Source organism: Pseudomonas caspiana, assembly GCF_002158995.1.
Taxonomy (GTDB): Bacteria; Pseudomonadota; Gammaproteobacteria; order Pseudomonadales; family Pseudomonadaceae; genus Aquipseudomonas; species Aquipseudomonas caspiana.
In genome coordinates this window covers 163675-180005 of record NZ_LOHF01000005.1, presented here as the reverse complement: position 1 = coordinate 180005, position 16331 = coordinate 163675, and the positions used below count along the sequence as shown (strand labels likewise).

13 protein-coding genes are annotated in these 16331 nt (G+C 58.9%); 8 read left to right on the top strand and 5 right to left on the bottom strand.

Features of this window, described 5'->3' with window-relative positions; translation table 11 throughout:
• Window positions 1–72 precede the first annotated feature (72 nt).
• From AUC60_RS09025 to hutG, 6 genes are all read left to right on the top strand, one after another.
• Window positions 73–924: an ABC transporter permease gene (locus AUC60_RS09025; protein ID WP_087265930.1), complete on the top strand. Its 852-nt coding sequence runs from the start codon at window positions 73–75 to the stop codon at window positions 922–924.
• The gene (locus AUC60_RS09020) at window positions 921–1751 is read left to right on the top strand and encodes a quaternary amine ABC transporter ATP-binding protein (RefSeq protein ID WP_087265928.1); all 831 of its coding nucleotides are present in this window, start codon (window positions 921–923) and stop codon (window positions 1749–1751) included. Before AUC60_RS09025 ends, AUC60_RS09020 begins: the two co-directional genes overlap by 4 nt.
• A 12-nt stretch (window positions 1752–1763) precedes the next feature.
• Window positions 1764–3398 carry a histidine ammonia-lyase gene (gene hutH / locus AUC60_RS09015; protein WP_238599542.1) on the top strand — a complete coding sequence of 545 codons (1635 nt, stop codon included), beginning with the start codon at window positions 1764–1766 and terminating at the stop codon, window positions 3396–3398.
• A gap of 467 nt (window positions 3399–3865) precedes the next feature.
• Window positions 3866–5266, top strand: coding sequence for an amino acid permease (locus AUC60_RS09010; protein WP_087265926.1), 1401 nt, complete (start codon window positions 3866–3868; stop codon window positions 5264–5266).
• Window positions 5267–5281: 15 nt separating this feature from the next.
• On the top strand, window positions 5282–6490 hold the full coding sequence (gene hutI, locus AUC60_RS09005) for an imidazolonepropionase (RefSeq protein ID WP_087265924.1): 1209 nt from the start codon (window positions 5282–5284) through the stop codon (window positions 6488–6490).
• Window positions 6491–6610: 120 nt separating this feature from the next.
• Entirely contained in the window at window positions 6611–7414 is an 804-nt protein-coding gene (gene hutG / locus AUC60_RS09000; protein WP_087265922.1) for an N-formylglutamate deformylase, read from the top strand.
• Between the two features lie 123 nt (window positions 7415–7537).
• On the opposite strand, the gene AUC60_RS08995 is transcribed toward hutG, so the two are convergent.
• The gene (locus tag AUC60_RS08995) at window positions 7538–9802 is read right to left on the bottom strand and encodes a heavy metal translocating P-type ATPase (protein WP_087265920.1); all 2265 of its coding nucleotides are present in this window, start codon (window positions 9800–9802) and stop codon (window positions 7538–7540) included.
• Between the two features lie 83 nt (window positions 9803–9885).
• On the opposite strand from AUC60_RS08995, the gene cadR reads away from it, so the two are divergent.
• Window positions 9886–10332 carry a Cd(II)/Pb(II)-responsive transcriptional regulator gene (gene cadR / locus AUC60_RS08990; protein WP_087265919.1) on the top strand — a complete coding sequence of 149 codons (447 nt, stop codon included), beginning with the start codon at window positions 9886–9888 and terminating at the stop codon, window positions 10330–10332.
• 133 nt (window positions 10333–10465) lie between these two features.
• On the opposite strand, the gene AUC60_RS08985 is transcribed toward cadR, so the two are convergent.
• Together AUC60_RS08985 and lgt are read right to left on the bottom strand one after the other, a co-directional pair.
• The gene (locus tag AUC60_RS08985) at window positions 10466–11437 is read right to left on the bottom strand and encodes a thymidylate synthase (protein WP_087265917.1); all 972 of its coding nucleotides are present in this window, start codon (window positions 11435–11437) and stop codon (window positions 10466–10468) included.
• Window positions 11438–11489: 52 nt separating this feature from the next.
• Complete coding sequence (gene lgt, locus AUC60_RS08980; RefSeq protein ID WP_087265915.1) at window positions 11490–12302, bottom strand: prolipoprotein diacylglyceryl transferase; 813 nt, start codon at window positions 12300–12302, stop codon at window positions 11490–11492.
• Window positions 12303–12503: 201 nt separating this feature from the next.
• On the opposite strand from lgt, the gene AUC60_RS08975 reads away from it, so the two are divergent.
• Window positions 12504–13250 carry an NRDE family protein gene (locus AUC60_RS08975; RefSeq protein WP_087265913.1) on the top strand — a complete coding sequence of 249 codons (747 nt, stop codon included), beginning with the start codon at window positions 12504–12506 and terminating at the stop codon, window positions 13248–13250.
• Window positions 13251–13501: 251 nt separating this feature from the next.
• Here the strand turns inward: AUC60_RS08975 and ptsP are convergent, their stop codons facing one another.
• Window positions 13502–15781 carry a phosphoenolpyruvate--protein phosphotransferase gene (ptsP, locus tag AUC60_RS08970; protein WP_087265910.1) on the bottom strand — a complete coding sequence of 760 codons (2280 nt, stop codon included), beginning with the start codon at window positions 15779–15781 and terminating at the stop codon, window positions 13502–13504.
• A 21-nt stretch (window positions 15782–15802) separates the two neighbouring features.
• Entirely contained in the window at window positions 15803–16282 is a 480-nt protein-coding gene (locus AUC60_RS08965; protein ID WP_027898512.1) for an RNA pyrophosphohydrolase, read from the bottom strand.
• Between the last annotated feature and the right edge of the window lie 49 nt (window positions 16283–16331).

Below are 16331 nucleotides of genomic sequence, written 5' to 3'. Positions count from 1 at the left end.
TGTACCTGATCCACCGCCTTCGCAGCCTTCGGCAGCTCCTACAGAATTGAATTCCAGTTCAGAGAGCACCTTATGTTCCCCGAAAGCTTCACATTCTCCATCGCCAATCTGGTCAACGACTGGGTTGATGCGCTGGTGACCAATTACGGCGATGTGTTCCGGCAGATCTCCGACACGCTGCTGTGGGCCATCGTCAATCTGGAAGGCCTGCTGCGCATGGCGCCGTGGTGGTTGATGCTGGCGATTGTCGGCGGCATTGCCTGGCACGCCACACGCAAAATCGTCACTACGGCGGTCATCGTCGGCCTGCTGTTTCTGGTCGGCGCGGTCGGGCTGTGGGACAAGCTGATGCAGACGCTGGCGCTGATGCTGGTCGCCACCGTGATTTCAGTGATCATCGGCATTCCATTGGGCATTCTCTCGGCACGCAGCAATCGTCTGCGTTCGGTGCTGATGCCATTGCTGGACATCATGCAGACCATGCCCAGCTTCGTTTACCTGATTCCGGTGCTGATGCTGTTTGGCCTGGGCAAGGTTCCGGCGATTTTTGCCACCGTGATCTACGCCGCACCGCCGCTGATTCGCCTCACTGATCTGGGCATTCGTCAGGTGGACGGCGAAGTCATGGAAGCAATCAATGCCTTCGGCGCGAACCGCTGGCAACAATTGTTCGGCGTGCAACTGCCGCTGGCACTGCCAAGCATCATGGCCGGGATCAACCAGACCACGATGATGGCCCTGTCGATGGTTGTTATCGCCTCGATGATCGGTGCTCGCGGCCTTGGCGAAGATGTGTTGGTGGGCATTCAGACCCTGAACGTCGGACGCGGACTGGAAGCCGGGCTGGCGATTGTGATTCTCGCAGTGGTCATCGACCGCATCACCCAGGCATACGGCCGGCCACGGCATGAGGCGAACAAATGACTAACCAAGAGCCCAACAAAATCGTGGTCCGCAACGTCTTCAAGATTTTCGGCAACCGTCCCAAGGACGCGCTGGAAATGGTCAGGCAAAACGGCAGTAAAGACGAAGTTCTGGCAAAAACCGGCTGCGTGGTCGGCGTGAACGACTTGTCGCTGTCCATCGGCAGCGGTGAAATCTTCGTGATCATGGGCCTGTCCGGTTCAGGTAAATCGACGTTGGTGCGCCACTTCAATCGCCTGATTGATCCCACCAGCGGTGAAATCCTGGTCGATGGCGAAGACATCCTGCAGTACGACATGGAAGCCCTGCGCCAATTTCGTCGCCAGAAAATCAGCATGGTGTTCCAGAGCTTCGGCCTGCTGCCGCACAAGACTGTGCAGGACAACGTCGCCTACGGCCTGAAAGTGCGCGGCGAGAGCAAAGAGTATTGCATCGAACGCGCCCGGCACTGGATCAGCACCGTGGGCCTGCAAGGCTACGAAAACAAATACCCGCATCAGCTCTCCGGCGGCATGCGCCAACGGGTGGGGCTTGCTCGGGCACTGGCTGCGGACACCGACATCATCCTGATGGATGAGGCGTTCAGCGCTCTCGATCCGCTGATTCGCGCCGAAATGCAGGATCAGTTACTGGAGCTGCAAAGCAGCCTGAAGAAAACCATTGTGTTCATCACCCATGACCTCGATGAAGCCGTGCGCATTGGCAATCGCATCGCGATTCTCAAGGACGGGCAGTTGATTCAAGTGGGCACTCCGAAAGAAATCCTCTACTCCCCCGCCGACGAATACGTTGATCGTTTCGTGCAGCGGCGCGCAGTCACCGTGTAAGGAAGCGTGCAGATGTCGCCCGTCGAACAAGTGGTCATTGGTGAAGGTCCGGTCCGTTGGCAGGACGTGGTTGCAGTTGCTCGCAGGGGCGCACAGCTCGCGCTTTCGGCCAGCGCCTGGGCGCGAATCGACAACGCTCAGGCCATTGTCGAGCGCATCGTCGCCAGCGGCGAGCGGGCTTATGGCGTAAACACCGGGCTGGGCGCGCTGTGCAACATTTCCCTGCAAGGCGAGCAACTGAGCCAGCTGTCGCGCAATACCTTGCTGAGCCACGCGTGTGGCGTCGGTGTAGCGCTTTCAGACGAGCAAACCCGGTCGATCATCTGCGCGGCAATCATCAACTACAGCCAAGGCAAATCCGGACTGCACCGACAAGTCGTCGAGGCTCTACTCAACCTGCTGAACCGCAACATCACGCCGCACGTGCCATCCCAGGGTTCGGTGGGTTATCTGACCCACATGGCACACATCGGCATTGCCTTGCTGGGCGTGGGCAACGTCAGTTATCGCGGCCATGTCGTACCTGCACAGCAGGCGCTGGACGCCGAAGGGTTGAGTCCGGTGGTGCTGGGTGCGAAAGACGGGCTGTGCCTGGTTAACGGTACGCCGTGCATGACCGGCCTGAGCTGCCTGGCGATCGCCGATGCGCAGCGCCTGACGCAGTGGGCGGATGTGATTGGCGCCATGAGTTTCGAAGCGCTTGGCGTTCAGATCAATGCGTTCGATGCCGAGATCATCGCGCTCAAGCCGCATCCGGGCATGCAAATCGTCGGCAGCAACCTGCGCGGGTTGCTGGACGGCAGCGAAGTGGTGGTCAACAGCCATGGCATCCGGACTCAGGACGCGCTGAGCGTTCGCTCGATCCCGCAGGTGCACGGCGCGACCCGCGACCAATTAGTACACGCGACCCGGCAAATTGAAATCGAGCTGAACTCGGCGACTGACAACCCGCTGTTGCTTGGCACGCCTGAGGCGTATCGCGTGGTGTCGCAAGCCAACCCGCATGGTCAATCTGTGGCCATGGCCGCAGATCTATTGGCAATTGCCGTGGCGGAACTGGGCTCGATTGCCGAGCGGCGACTGGATCGCCTGATCAACCCGACCATCAGCAACCTGCCGGCGTTTCTGGTCAGCCAGCCGGGGGTCAACTCGGGGATGATGATTGTTCAGTACGTCGCGGCGTCCCTGTGCGCTGAAAACCGCCAACTGGCGCAACCGGCGGTTACCGATAACTTCGTCACCTCGGGCCTGCAGGAAGACCATTTGAGCATGGGCACCAACGCTGCGCTGAAGCTGCACAAGGTGCTGGATAACACCACCCAGATTCTGGCGATTGAGTATTTGCTTGCGGCCCAGGCCTTCGAATTTTTGAAGATCCAGCGCTTTGGCGTCGGCACCGATGCCGCGTGGCGCGTGCTCCGCGAAGAAGTCCCGCCGTACGACGAAGACCGCTGGCTCGCGCCGGATATTGCCAGCAGCGCCAAGGTGCTCAGGAGTGAAGCGCTGCTTGAAAGAGTGTTTCGCCAGTGCCGGTCGACAACAGTCGATGTCTCGCGAGGCGAATCCAATCTTATGGAGCACACCACTCATGTGGGAGCTGAGCCTGGTCTGGGCGGCATTCCGACGATAAAACTGGACGCGGTATGACTTTAGATTGAGTCGCCTATATCGCGGGCAAGCCCAGCTCCCACAAAGGAATGCGTTCCCCTGTGGGAGCAGAGCTTGCTCGCGATACATGAGACGCAGTCAGACGACACACCGCGTTATCGTTTATCGCGGGCAAGGTGGAGCGCCACCCCGGCTGCTCCAACATGAGATCGTGTTCTCCTGTGGGAGCCGGGCTTGCCCGCGAAGAACGATGACTCGATATTCCTGACGAAACAGATGCGGCAAATGTGATGACGTCCTCCCGGCTAAAGCCAGTCCTACGGATACGTGTCGTCCTTAGGAGCGGCTTTAGCCGCGAGGGGTCACAAACGTATAGACATCCATGACACCGGATGTCAGCCAGGCGACACCCGACAGGCCAATGATTTGGCCGACGCGACCCAGCAGGTATCCTTGCGCGCCTGAGTACCTGGCAGTTCGCTGGAAAGAAACTGGATTGGATTGAAATGACGTCACAGCAAGGTTTGAAACGCGGGCTTTCGGCCCGTCACATTCGCTTCATGGCGCTGGGGTCAGCCATCGGCACCGGCCTGTTCTACGGCTCGGCTTCAGCGATCCAGATGGCAGGCCCGGCCGTTTTACTGGCTTACCTGATCGGTGGCGCAGCCGTTTTCATGGTCATGCGCGCCTTGGGTGAAATGGCCGTGCACAACCCGGTCTCCGGCTCGTTCGGCGAATACGCCAGCACCTACCTGGGCCCGATGGCGGGCTTCGTGCTCGGCTGGACCTACGCCTTTGAGATGATCATTGTCTGCATCGCCGACGTCACCGCCTTTGGGATTTACATGGGTTTCTGGTTCCCGGAAGTCCCGCGCTGGATCTGGGTACTGGGCATTGTCTTCCTGATCGGCGCACTCAACCTGTGCAACGTCAAAGTCTTCGGCGAGACCGAGTTCTGGCTGTCACTGCTCAAAGTCGGCGCCATCGTCGCGATGATCGTCGCCGGGCTTGGCTTGCTGCTGTTCGGGGTCAACCTGTCGGGCAGTGGCGAGACGGTTTCCAGTATCAGCAACCTGTGGAGCCATGGCGGGTTCATGCCCAATGGCATCGGCGGTTTGATCGCCTGCTTTGCGGTGGTGATGTTCGCGTTTGGCGGTATCGAAATCATCGGCATCACCGCGGGCGAAGCCAAAGACCCGCAACGTACTATTCCGCAGGCCATCAACTCGGTGCCGCTGCGCATTCTGCTGTTTTACGTACTGACCTTGTTCGTGCTGATGTCGCTGTTCCCTTGGTCGCAGATCACCAAGGCAAACAGCCCGTTCGTGCAGATTTTCTCCAGCCTCGGCCTGCCATGGGCGGCTGCGCTGCTGAACGTGGTGGTGATTTCCGCTGCGGTGTCGGCGATCAACAGCGACGTGTTCGGCGCAGGCCGCATCATGTATGGCCTGGCGCAACAGGGTCAGGCACCGGCGGCGTTCTCGCAACTGTCCAGACAAGGCGTGCCGTGGATGACCGTGTTGGTGATGGGCGTCGCGCTGCTGCTTGGTGTTTGGCTGAATTACCGAATCCCGGAAAACGTGTTCATGGTCATCGCCTCGATTGCGACCTTCGCCACCGTTTGGGTCTGGCTGATGATTCTGCTCACTCAAGTCGCCATGCGCCGCAAGATGAGCCGCGAAGAAGCGGCGCAGCTGAAATTCCCGGTGCCGTTCTGGCCCTACGCTCCGGCCGCCGCCATTGTGTTCATGCTGTTTATTTTCGGCGTGCTGGGTTATTTCCCCGACAACCGTATCGCGCTGATCGTTGGCGCAGGCTGGGTTGTGCTGCTGATCGCGGCCTACCGCATTTGGGGCAAGCCGGGCTCGGCAAAACGCCCTGAACATTCCCCTCCCACCCACCGGTAACCTCGGAGACTGGACATGAAAACGCTCTGGAAACACTGTCACGTAGCAAGCATGGCTCAAGGCAAATACTCGATCATCGAAGATGCCGCCATCGTGACCTCTGGAGCGTTGATCGAGTGGATCGGGCCTCAATCGGCTCTCGTTGAAACAGCTTACGACAGTGTCATCGACTTGAAAGGCGCGTGGGTCACGCCGGGGCTGATCGACTGCCACACTCATACGGTGTTCGGCGGCAACCGCAGCGGCGAATTCGAGCAGCGTCTGCAAGGTGTGAGTTATGCCGAAATAGCGGCGGCCGGTGGCGGCATTGCCAGCACCGTGCGCGCCACACGCGCGGCCAGTGAAGACGAGCTGTACGCCAGCGCCGAGCGCCGCCTGCGGCATTTGCTCAAGGATGGCGTCACCACGGTTGAGATGAAGTCCGGTTATGGTCTGGATCTGGCCAGCGAGCGTAAGCTGCTGCGGGTTATCCGCCGACTGGGCAACACCCTGCCGGTTACAGTGCGCAGTACGTGTCTGGCCGCCCATGCACTACCGCCTGAATACGCCAACCGCGCTGACGATTACATCAATCACATCTGTAGCGAAATGCTGCCCGCGCTGGCCGAGGAAGGTTTGGTCGATGCGGTGGATGCGTTCTGTGAGTACCTGGCGTTCTCCCCGGCGCAGGTCGAGCAGGTTTTCACAACTGCCGGACAATTGGGCTTGCCGGTAAAACTGCATGCCGAGCAGCTTTCGCCGTTGGCAGGCTCTAGTCTGGCGGCGCGTTATAAGGCGTTGTCGGCGGATCATCTGGAGTTCATGACCGAGGCAGACGCCATCGCCATGGCCGCGGCTGGAACCGTCGCGGTGCTGCTGCCGGGCGCTTATTACTTCCTGCGCGAAACTCAATTGCCGCCGATGGACGCGCTGCGCAAACATGGCGTCGACATCGCCATCGCCAGCGACCTCAACCCCGGCACATCGCCCGCACTTTCATTGCGTTTGATGCTGAACATGGCGTGCACGCTGTTCCGCATGACACCCGAAGAAGCCCTCGCCGGGGTCACGATCAACGCCGCGAAAGCCCTCGGCATGGGCGAAACCCACGGTTCGCTGGAGGTCGACAAAGTCGCAGACTTCGTCGCTTGGCACATCGAACGTCCTGCTGATCTAGCGTATTGGCTGGGTGGCGATCTGGACAAACGCATCGTGCGCAACGGTGTTGAATCGCTGAACCTGTAGGAGCTCACGAGCAACGCGAGGCAGCGATAGCGGTGTGTCAGGCAAATCGCCATCGCTGCCTCGCGTTGCTCGTGGGCTCCTACAGGAATGGGTTCAATATTTGGTTAACAGGAGAGATTCATGGACAACGTTCTGAAATTTTCTCGCGGCCGGGTGCCGCTGCTGATCAGCATGCCCCACACCGGGTTGCGTCTGACACCTGCTGTCGAGGCAGGGCTGGTGGATGAAGCCCTGAGCCTGCCAGATACTGATTGGCATATTCCGAAGCTCTACGATTTCGCCGCAGAACTGGGTGCCAGTACATTGGCCGCCGAGTATTCGCGCTTTGTGATCGACCTGAATCGCCCCTCAGACGACAAGCCGCTGTATGCCGGAGCAACCACCGGGTTGTTCCCGTCGATCCTGTTCGACGGTGTACCGCTGTTCAAAGACGGTCTGGCACCGAGCGCTGAAGAGCGGGCGACTTATCTGGAACATATCTGGACGCCATATCACCAGACGCTTGAGCAAGAGCTTGCACGCCTGAGAGATGAGTTCGGCTACGCGTTGCTGTTTGATGCCCACTCGATTCGCGGACATATCCCTCATCTGTTCGAAGGCCGCTTGCCGGACTTCAACCTCGGCACCTTCAACGGAGCAAGCTGCGATGAACAATTGGCCAAACGCCTGGAAGCCACCTGCGCTGCCGCGGGCGATTACAGCCATGTGCTGAACGGCCGCTTCAAAGGCGGCCACATCACCCGCCACTACGGCGAACCGGCCAACAATATCCATGCGGTGCAACTTGAACTGGTGCAGGCAACCTACATGGACGAATTCGTGCCATTCCACTACCGCCCGGATCTGGCCGAGCCGACGCGGGTGGTGTTAAGGCAGTTGGTTGAAGAGATGATTGAGTGGGGGAAAATTAAATACGGTTGCTAAGCCTGCACTGCCCCTGTGGGAGCCGGGCTTGCCCGCGATAAGGATGAACCCGATTCGCTTTGGATCACCTACAGCCTTATTGCGGGCAAGCCCGGCTCCCACAAAGGACCGCATTGACTACGATTACTTCTTCAACAACCGCAACCCATTGAACACCACCAACAGGCTCACACCCATATCCGCGAACACCGCCATCCACATCGTCGCCATACCTGCAAAGGTCATCGCCAGGAAGATCGCTTTGATAAACAGAGCGAGAAAGATGTTCTGCTTCAATACCGCCGACGTCCGGCGCGACAGCTGTATAAATGCCGGAATCTTGCGCAGATCGTCGTCCATCAGGGCGACATCCGCCGTTTCAATCGCAGTATCGGTACCGGCTGCGGCCATGGCGAAGCCAATCTCGGAGCGCGCCAGCGCGGGTGCGTCGTTGATACCGTCACCGACCATGCCGACCCGATGCCCTTTGGCATACAGCGCTTCGATAGCCTCCAGCTTGTCGCTTGGCATCAGGTTGCCCTGAGCCGAATCGATACCCACCTGCGCAGCGATCGCCTTGGCGGTGTGCGGGTTGTCACCGGTCAGCATCAGGGTTTTAACGCCCAGTTCATGCAGTTGCTGGATCGCCTCACGGCTGCTTTCCTTGACCGTATCGGCCACTGCAAACAACGCCAGCGGGCCAGATTTATCCAGTAGCAACACGACGCTTTTGCCTTGCTGTTCCAGCGCATCCAGTTGTGCCTCCAACTGGGGTGAGCAAAGGCCCAGCTCTTCCACCAAACGGTGGTTGCCCAAATGGTAAAGCTCGCCATTGATCTCGCCGCGCACGCCGCGTCCAGCCAACGCTTCGAACGCGCTGACTTCATGGGCATTAACGTCTTGCTCGGCTGCCTTGGCAATTGCTTGGGAAACCGGGTGATCAGAGCGCCCCGCCAGACTCGCCGCCACACCCGGAACCCGATCCGCAGCGGTTGACTCAAGCAACACGAAATCGGTCTGCACCGGCTTGCCGTGGGTGATCGTGCCGGTCTTGTCCAGAGCCAGGTAATCAAGCTTGTGGCCCATTTCCAGGTACACGCCGCCTTTGATCAGGATGCCTCTGCGCGCCGCAGCCGCCAGCCCGCTGACAATGGTCACCGGCGTGGAGATCACCAATGCACAAGGGCAAGCTACAACCAGCAGCACAAGCGCGCGATAGATCCAGTCGAACCACGCCGCGCCCATGAACAGCGGCGGGATGATTGCTACGCCTAGCGCGAAGATGAAAACCGCCGGGGTGTAGATGCGCGAGAAGCTGTCGACGAAACGCTGAGTCGGTGCCCGCGAGCCTTGAGCAGCCTCAACCGCATGAATGATTCGCGCCAGCGTCGAGTTATTCGCCGCGGCAGTCACGCGATACTCCAGCGAGCCAGACTGGTTGATAGTCCCGGCAAAGACTTTATCGCCGATGGTTTTCTCGACCGGCAGGCTTTCACCGGTAATCGGCGCCTGATCAATCGTGGAGTTACCGGACACCACCTCACCATCCAGAGCGACGCGCTCACCCGGTTTAACTCGGACGATAGCGCCCAACTCGATGTTTTTGGCTTCCAGTTCCAACCACTGACCATCCGCCTGTTTCACGGTGGCCAGTTCCGGCGTGAGCTGCATCAAGCCACTGATAGCGTTGCGAGCGCGGTCCAGGGATTTGGCTTCAATCAGCTCGGCAACGGTAAACAGGAACATGACCATCGCTGCTTCCGGCCATTGCCCGATCAACACGGCGCCGGTCACGGCAATACTCATCAACGCATTTATGTTCAGGTTGAGGTTCTTGAGTGCGATCCAGCCTTTTTTGTAGGTGCCCAACCCGCCGCTGAGGATGGAAACCAGCGCCACGATGGCCACGACCCAATCCGACGCAAATGAGCCGAAGTGAATGACTTCAGCGGCCAGTGCGGTAACACCGGACAACGCCAACGGCCACCAGGCTTTTTTCACTACCGGTGCAGGTGCGGACTCTGCGCCCTCCTCAACCGGTTCGGCCTGCATGCCCAATGAGGCGATGGCGTCCCGAATCGGATCGGTGGACGGCAATTCGTGCCAGACGCCGAGCAGGCGATTGATCAGGTTGAATTCAAGTTTCTGCACGCCGGCCAGTTTGCCAAGCTTGTTCTGGATGAGCGTCTGTTCCGTAGGGCAATCCATCTGCTCGATACGGAATGTGCTCAGTTGCGCCCCCGATGCAGGGGCATCGCTGAACGTGACCACCGCAGGCGCGACTTTCAACGAGCAGCAACTGCCGTGACCTTGCTGAGAGTGGTCGTGGCCTTTATGTTCATGGCTTTCATGATCATGCTTGTCGTGATCGTGGTCGTGCTTATCGTGAACGGGTGTCAACTGGCTCATGGTCCGGTCCTTTATCGTGCTTGTTGCCAAGTGAACACCCTGTAGCCACTATAGGGTCAAGCACTGAAACGGAATCAACGGCAATGAAGATTGGCGAGCTGGCAAAACTGACTGATGCGCAGGTAGAAACCATCCGTTATTACGAGCGCGAGGGATTGCTCCCGGCACCTGCCCGTAGCGACGGCAACTATCGGCTGTACACCCAAGCCCATGTGGAGCGGCTGACCTTCATCCGCAACTGTCGCAGCCTGGACATGACGCTCGAAGAGATCCGCAGCCTGCTCAACTTGCGCGACAGCCCGCAAGACCAGTGCGTAAGTGTCAATGCGCTGATTGATGAGCACATCCAGCACGTCAATGACCGCATCGCCAGCCTGCAAGCGCTACAGACACAGCTACTGGACCTGCGCCAACGCTGCAGCGACGGTGCACCGGATCATTGCGGGATTCTGGATCGACTGGAAGTCAGCGGCAGCGTGGTGACCGCTGATGTAGAACACTCCCATGTGGGCAGGAGTCATGGGCATTGAGGAGCACACATAAACTGACGTGGGACCGGCTTTAGCCGGGAAGGCGGCGGATCAGACGACACAAATGCGTCGGATGTACCGGCCTCTTCCCGGCTAAAGCCGGTCCCACGTCGCGCTCCAACAGGGCTTTTTATCAGACCGCCATCGGCGCGGTCATTGCCGGGTGATGCTCGTAACCTTCCAGCGAGAAGTCTGACGGTTCGATCTGCTCCAGCCATTCCGGCTGGTATACGCCAGTCTTGGCAAACTCCGGCACCCGATCGGAAATCACCAGCTTAGGCATCGGATACGGCTCGCGCTTGAGCTGTTCGTTGAGCATGTCCAAGTGGTTTTCGTAGACATGAGCATCGCCAATGAAATACGTGAACCAGCGCGGCGTGTAGCCCGTCAGACGGCCGATCAGGCTCAGCAGCGCAGCCCCTTCAGTCAGATTGAACGGAGTGCCCAAGCCCAGATCGTTGGAGCGGATGTATAACGTCAGGGAGATTTCTTTGGTCTCCTGATTCGGGTGGAACTGATACAGCAGGTGGCACGGCGGCAAGGCCATTTCGTCCAGCTGCGCGCAGTTCCAGCCGTGGAACAGAATACGGCGGCTGCCCGGGTCCTTGATGATGGTGTCGACGCATTGGCGAATCTGGTCAATGGCCTTGTACAGCACCACGTAAGGCTGACCGTCTTCTTCAGACTGGGCGATCTGCTGGTAACCCTGACTGATTGCCAGTTCAATGGCTTTCGGGTTGCTCAGGTCAATGCGCTTGTAAGCAGGCCATTTACGCCATTGCACACCGTAAATTTCGCCCAGATCGTCTTCGCCCTTACGGAACGGGTTGTCCAGCCATTGGGCGTTTTCGTTGGCATTCTGGTCCCAGACTTTGCAGCCCAGTTCACGAAACTCGGCGGCGTTGTTCACGCCCCGCAGGAAGCCGACCATTTCGCCGATAGCTGACTTGAAGGCCATACGCCGGGTGGTAATCGCCGGGAAGCCTTCCTTGAGGTCATAACGCAGCATCGCGCCGGGAAAACTGATGGTTTTCACACCGGTGCGGTTGGCCTGCAACGTACCGTTCTTGATGACGTGGGCGACTAGATCCAGATATTGCTTCATAAATTACCTGCTTCGGTGAATCCGCCGGGCAACCTCGCCCGGCGTTTCGGTGTTAAACCGCCGCGTTCTTGCCAGCGGGGGCGCGGTTGTAAGCCAGCCAGATCAGCACAGCACCCGCGATGATCATCGGCAGACTGAGGATTTGGCCCATCGTGACCCAACCCCAGGCCAGATAACCCAACTGCGCATCCGGCACGCGGACAAACTCGACGATGAAACGGAAAATCCCGTAAAACAACGCGAACATGCCGGAAATGGCCATGGTCGGGCGCGGTTTACGCGAGAACAGATAGAGGATCAGGAACAGCGCAACGCCTTCCAGCGCGAACTGGTACAGCTGTGACGGATGGCGCGGTAACTGCGCCGGATCGCTGAACGGCGGGAAGATCATCGCCCAAGGCACGTCAGTCGGTTTGCCCCACAACTCGGCATTGATGAAGTTACCGATCCGACCGGCACCCAGACCAATCGGCACCATGGGCGCAATGAAGTCCATGAGTTCGAAGAACGACTTGCCGTTGCGTCGAGCAAAAAACCACGCGGCCAGCATCACGCCGACAAAACCGCCGTGGAACGCCATGCCGCCTTTCCAGACTTCGAAAATCAGCAGCGGATTGGAAATATAGGCAGGCAGATCGTAGAACAGGACATAACCCAACCGCCCACCGACGATCACGCCCATGGCCAGCCAGAAAATCATGTCGGAGAGTTTTTCTTTGGTCCAGGTCGGATCAAAGCGGTTCAAACGCCGCGATGCCAGCAGCCACGCGCCGCCAATCCCGACCAGGTACATCAAACCGTACCAGTGAATTTGCAGCGGGCCGATGGCCACCGCCACCGGGTCAATCTGCGGGTAAGGCAGCATTGCAACTCCTTAAATGGGAAAGCTCTTGCGAGCACTTAACCAGACACACTAAAGCAGGAAACATAAACCCGCGCTGAACAGCTAAGGCCGGGCATGACGAAAAGAGACCGGCATGTTACCGGAGCAACGCCCGGCGCTCTAGCGGCGTGCGATGGATGTGAGCCTCATGTGTGGTTACAGTGGCTTAAAAAGGAGTACTGCATGTGTCTGATCGTTTTCGCGTGGCGCCCTTCGCACGCCCAGCCGCTGATCGTGGCCGCCAATCGTGATGAGTTTTACGCCCGCCCGACTCAACCCTTGGCGCAATGGGCAGACGCACCTCAAGTTTATGCCGGGCGCGACCTCGAAGCAGGTGGAACCTGGCTGGGCGTAACTTCCGACGGGCGATTTGCAGCGCTGACCAATATTCGCAACCCTGACCTGCCACTGGGTAACCGCTCGCGAGGCGAACTGGTTGCTCAATTTTTAACCAGCGACGTTCAGGCTGAAGACTACCTTGCCGATGTCGCACAAAGGGCTGCGCAGTATGGTGGTTTCAACCTGCTGGTGGGTGATCGCGAGCGGTTGTATTACCTGAATGGCGCACACCCGGAACCACGCCTGTTGGCTGCAGGCGTTTACGGGCTGTCAAACGCAGAGCTGAATACTCCCTGGCCGAAGGTGGAAAAAGCCAAGGCGGTCATGAGCACCCAACTTGAGGACCCGAATTCACTGGCGCTCATGGCGTTGTTGAGCGACCCGGCCACTGCACCGACCGTTGAGCTGCCTGATACGGGCGTAAGCCTGGAGACCGAAAAACTGCTGTCCAGTGTGTTCATCGCCAGCCCCAATTACGGCACCCGCGCCAGCACCGTGCTGATCGTCAATGCTGACGGTAGCCAACAGTTTGTGGAGCACAGCTTCGGCCCATATGGCGGGAGATTGGGTGAGGTGGAATTTAGGATCTGACACAGCTCAACAGCGGAAATGCGATCGTTTGTGGGAGCTGGGCTTGCCCGCGATACAGATTACTCGGTATGCCTGATACAACGAGCGGCCTGAATCGCGGGCAAGCCCGGCTCCCACAGGGGAAAGCAGATCCTGTAGGAGTTCACGAGCAACGCGAGGCAGCGATGGCGTCCCGTCTGATACACCGCTATCGCGGCCTCGCGGTGCTCGTACGCTCCTACAGGTCTGGGTTTGTCTAGCTAAGCTAGAAATCAATGCCCTTTCACAGACCCCGGATTGATCATCCGCGACAACCCCAGGTTCTTCAGCGCCAGTTGCAGCGAGCTGCTGATGACTTGCGGGTTGTCGTTGGTCATCAACTGCGCCAACAATTCCTTGGCTTTGCTCAGATTGATCTGGCGCAGCATCCACTTCACTTTTGGCAGGTTGGTGGCGTTCATTGACAGGCTGTCGAAGCCCATCGCCATCAACAGCACCGCAGCAGCAGGATCGCCGGCCATTTCACCGCAAATGCTGACCGGTTTGCCCTCAGCATGAGCATCGCGCACCACGTTCTGAAGGGCTTGCAGCACGGCCGGGTGCAAGTAGTCGTAAAGGTCTGCAACCCGTGGGTTATTCCGATCCACGGCCAGCAGATATTGAGTCAAGTCGTTGGAGCCCACCGAAAGGAAATCCACCTGACGCGCCAGATCACGAGTCTGATAAACCGCAGCCGGCACTTCGATCATCACGCCAACAGGCGGCATCGGTACATCGGTGCCTTCGTCGCGGACTTCGCCCCAAGCCCTGTGGATAAGGTGCAACGCCTCTTCCACTTCGTGAGTGCTGGAAATCATCGGCAGCAGAATCCGCAGGTTGTTCAAGCCCTCACTGGCCTTGAGCATCGCGCGGGTCTGCACGAGGAAGATTTCCGGATGGTCGAGAGTGACGCGAATACCGCGCCAGCCCAGAAACGGGTTCTCTTCCTTGATCGGGAAGTAGGACAGTGCCTTGTCGCCGCCGATATCCAGGCTGCGCATGGTCACGGGCAGCGGGTGGAAAGCTGCCAGTTGCTCGCGATAAATCGCCAGCTGTTCTTTCTCGCTCGGAAAGCGTTGCTGGATCATGAACGGTACTTCGGTGCGATACAGACCCACACCTTCCGCACCGCGTTGTTGGGCACGAGCCACGTCAGCCAGCAAGCCGGTGTTGACCCAGAGCGGCATGCGATGGCCATCCAGAGTGACGCAAGGCAGCTCGCGCAGCGCGTCCAGCCCTTGAGACAACTGGCGTTCTTCTTCAACGACCTTGGCGAACTGCTTACGCATGACATCGCTAGGGTTGGTGAAGACTTCGCCGTGGTAGCCGTCGACGATCAGTTCGATGCCGTCGACCTTGGAGTAAGGCAGGTCGACCACACCCATGACCGTGGGGATACCCATGGCTCGGGCCAGAATCGCCACGTGGGAGTTGCCGGAGCCGAGTACCGACACCAGCCCCGCCAGCTTGCCTTCCGGAACTTCGCCCAGCATGGCGGCCGTCAGTTCTTCGCTGACAAGGATCGTGTTATCTGGATACACCAGCGTCTGTTGCCGCGCCTCTTGCAAGTACGCGAGCAAGCGACGGCCAAGATCTTTAACGTCAGAAGCACGCTCGCGCAGATAGGCGTCGTCCATCAACTCGAAACGTTTGACGTGCTCGTTGACCACCGAGCGCAATGCGCCTTGAGCCCACTGACCGGCCTTGATGACATTGGTCACTTCGCTGCCCAGTGAAGCGTCATCCAGCATCATGAGGTACACGTCAAACAGTGCACGCTCTTCAGGTCGCAGCTGATTGGCGAGCTTCGCAGACAGGGCCCGCATATCGCTGCGCACACCCTCCAGCGCCGTCTGGAACAGAGCCAGCTCGGCCTTTATGTCGGTGACCGTCTTGTCAGGAACCACTTCGAGGTCCGCAGGCGGCAGCATGACCACCGCGACACCCACGGCCGCGCCGGGAGAACCGGCAACACCAACGAATTTGGTTTCCTGGATACCTTTGCCCTGACGACCCAGACCGCGGATCGAGCCAGTGGCCTCGGCGTGAGCGATAACCCCGGCGAGTTGCGCGCTCATGGTCACGAGGAAGGCTTCTTCGCCCTCGTCGAACTGACGGCGCTCCTTTTGCTGGATAACCAGAACCCCCACCACACGACGGTGGTGGATGATCGGCGCGCCGAGGAACGACGCGTAGCGCTCCTCGCCGGTTTCGGCAAAGTAGCGATAACGCGGGTGATCTGCGGCGTTTTCGAGGTTCAGCGGTTCTTCACGGGTACCGACCAGGCCAACCAGGCCCTCGTTCGGTGCCATGCTGACTTTGCCGATGGAGCGCTTGTTCAGGCCCTCGGTGGCCATCAGCACAAAGCGATTACTTTCGGGATCGAGCAAATAGACCGAGCAGACTTGGCTGCCCATGGCCTCTTTGACGCGTAACACAATAATCCCCAACGCCGCCTTGAGATCCTTGGCGGAGTTAACTTCCTGGACGATCTTGCGCAGCGTATTGAGCATGGCTCGGGGTCGAACTCCGTGTCAGTCGCGCGATAAGAGGCGCGGGGCAAGCTCTTTGAGTGCGCGTCGATACACCTCGCGCTTGAATGTCACCACCTGACCCAGCGGATACCAATAGCTGACCCAACGCCAACCATCGAACTCCGGTTTCCCGGTCAAATCCATCCGCACCCGCTGCTCATTGGAGACCAGGCGCAGGAGAAACCATTTTTGCTTCTGGCCAATGCACAGCGGTTGGCTGTGTGTCCTGACCAGACGTTGCGGCAAACGATAGCGCAACCAACCCCGAGTACAGGCAAGAATTTGCACATCCTCAGGTTCAAGCCCGACTTCTTCGTTCAATTCACGATAAAGCGCGTCTTCCGGCGTTTCCTGCGGGTTGATACCACCCTGTGGAAACTGCCAGGCATCTTGGTTGATTCGCCGAGCCCATAGGACCTGGCCGGAGTCGTTTGTCAGAATTATCCCGACATTAGGACGGAAACCATCGGGGTCGATCACGGCAACAACCTCGCAAACGCATGTCACCGCATTGTTCCACAAAGCCGAT

What these genes read in the sequence shown, in the direction of transcription:
- AUC60_RS09025 (WP_087265930.1), top strand. Translation starts at nt 73, where the DNA reads ATGTTCCCCGAAAGCTTCACATTCTCCATCGCCAATCTGGTCAACGAC.
- AUC60_RS09020 (WP_087265928.1), top strand. Translation starts at nt 921, where the DNA reads ATGACTAACCAAGAGCCCAACAAAATCGTGGTCCGCAACGTCTTCAAG.
- hutH (WP_238599542.1), top strand. Translation starts at nt 1,764, where the DNA reads ATGTCGCCCGTCGAACAAGTGGTCATTGGTGAAGGTCCGGTCCGTTGG.
- AUC60_RS09010 (WP_087265926.1), top strand. Translation starts at nt 3,866, where the DNA reads ATGACGTCACAGCAAGGTTTGAAACGCGGGCTTTCGGCCCGTCACATT.
- hutI (WP_087265924.1), top strand. Translation starts at nt 5,282, where the DNA reads ATGAAAACGCTCTGGAAACACTGTCACGTAGCAAGCATGGCTCAAGGC.
- hutG (WP_087265922.1), top strand. Translation starts at nt 6,611, where the DNA reads ATGGACAACGTTCTGAAATTTTCTCGCGGCCGGGTGCCGCTGCTGATC.
- AUC60_RS08995 (WP_087265920.1), bottom strand. Translation starts at nt 9,802, where the DNA reads ATGAGCCAGTTGACACCCGTTCACGATAAGCACGACCACGATCACGAC.
- cadR (WP_087265919.1), top strand. Translation starts at nt 9,886, where the DNA reads ATGAAGATTGGCGAGCTGGCAAAACTGACTGATGCGCAGGTAGAAACC.
- AUC60_RS08985 (WP_087265917.1), bottom strand. Translation starts at nt 11,437, where the DNA reads ATGAAGCAATATCTGGATCTAGTCGCCCACGTCATCAAGAACGGTACG.
- lgt (WP_087265915.1), bottom strand. Translation starts at nt 12,302, where the DNA reads ATGCTGCCTTACCCGCAGATTGACCCGGTGGCGGTGGCCATCGGCCCG.
- AUC60_RS08975 (WP_087265913.1), top strand. Translation starts at nt 12,504, where the DNA reads ATGTGTCTGATCGTTTTCGCGTGGCGCCCTTCGCACGCCCAGCCGCTG.
- ptsP (WP_087265910.1), bottom strand. Translation starts at nt 15,781, where the DNA reads ATGCTCAATACGCTGCGCAAGATCGTCCAGGAAGTTAACTCCGCCAAG.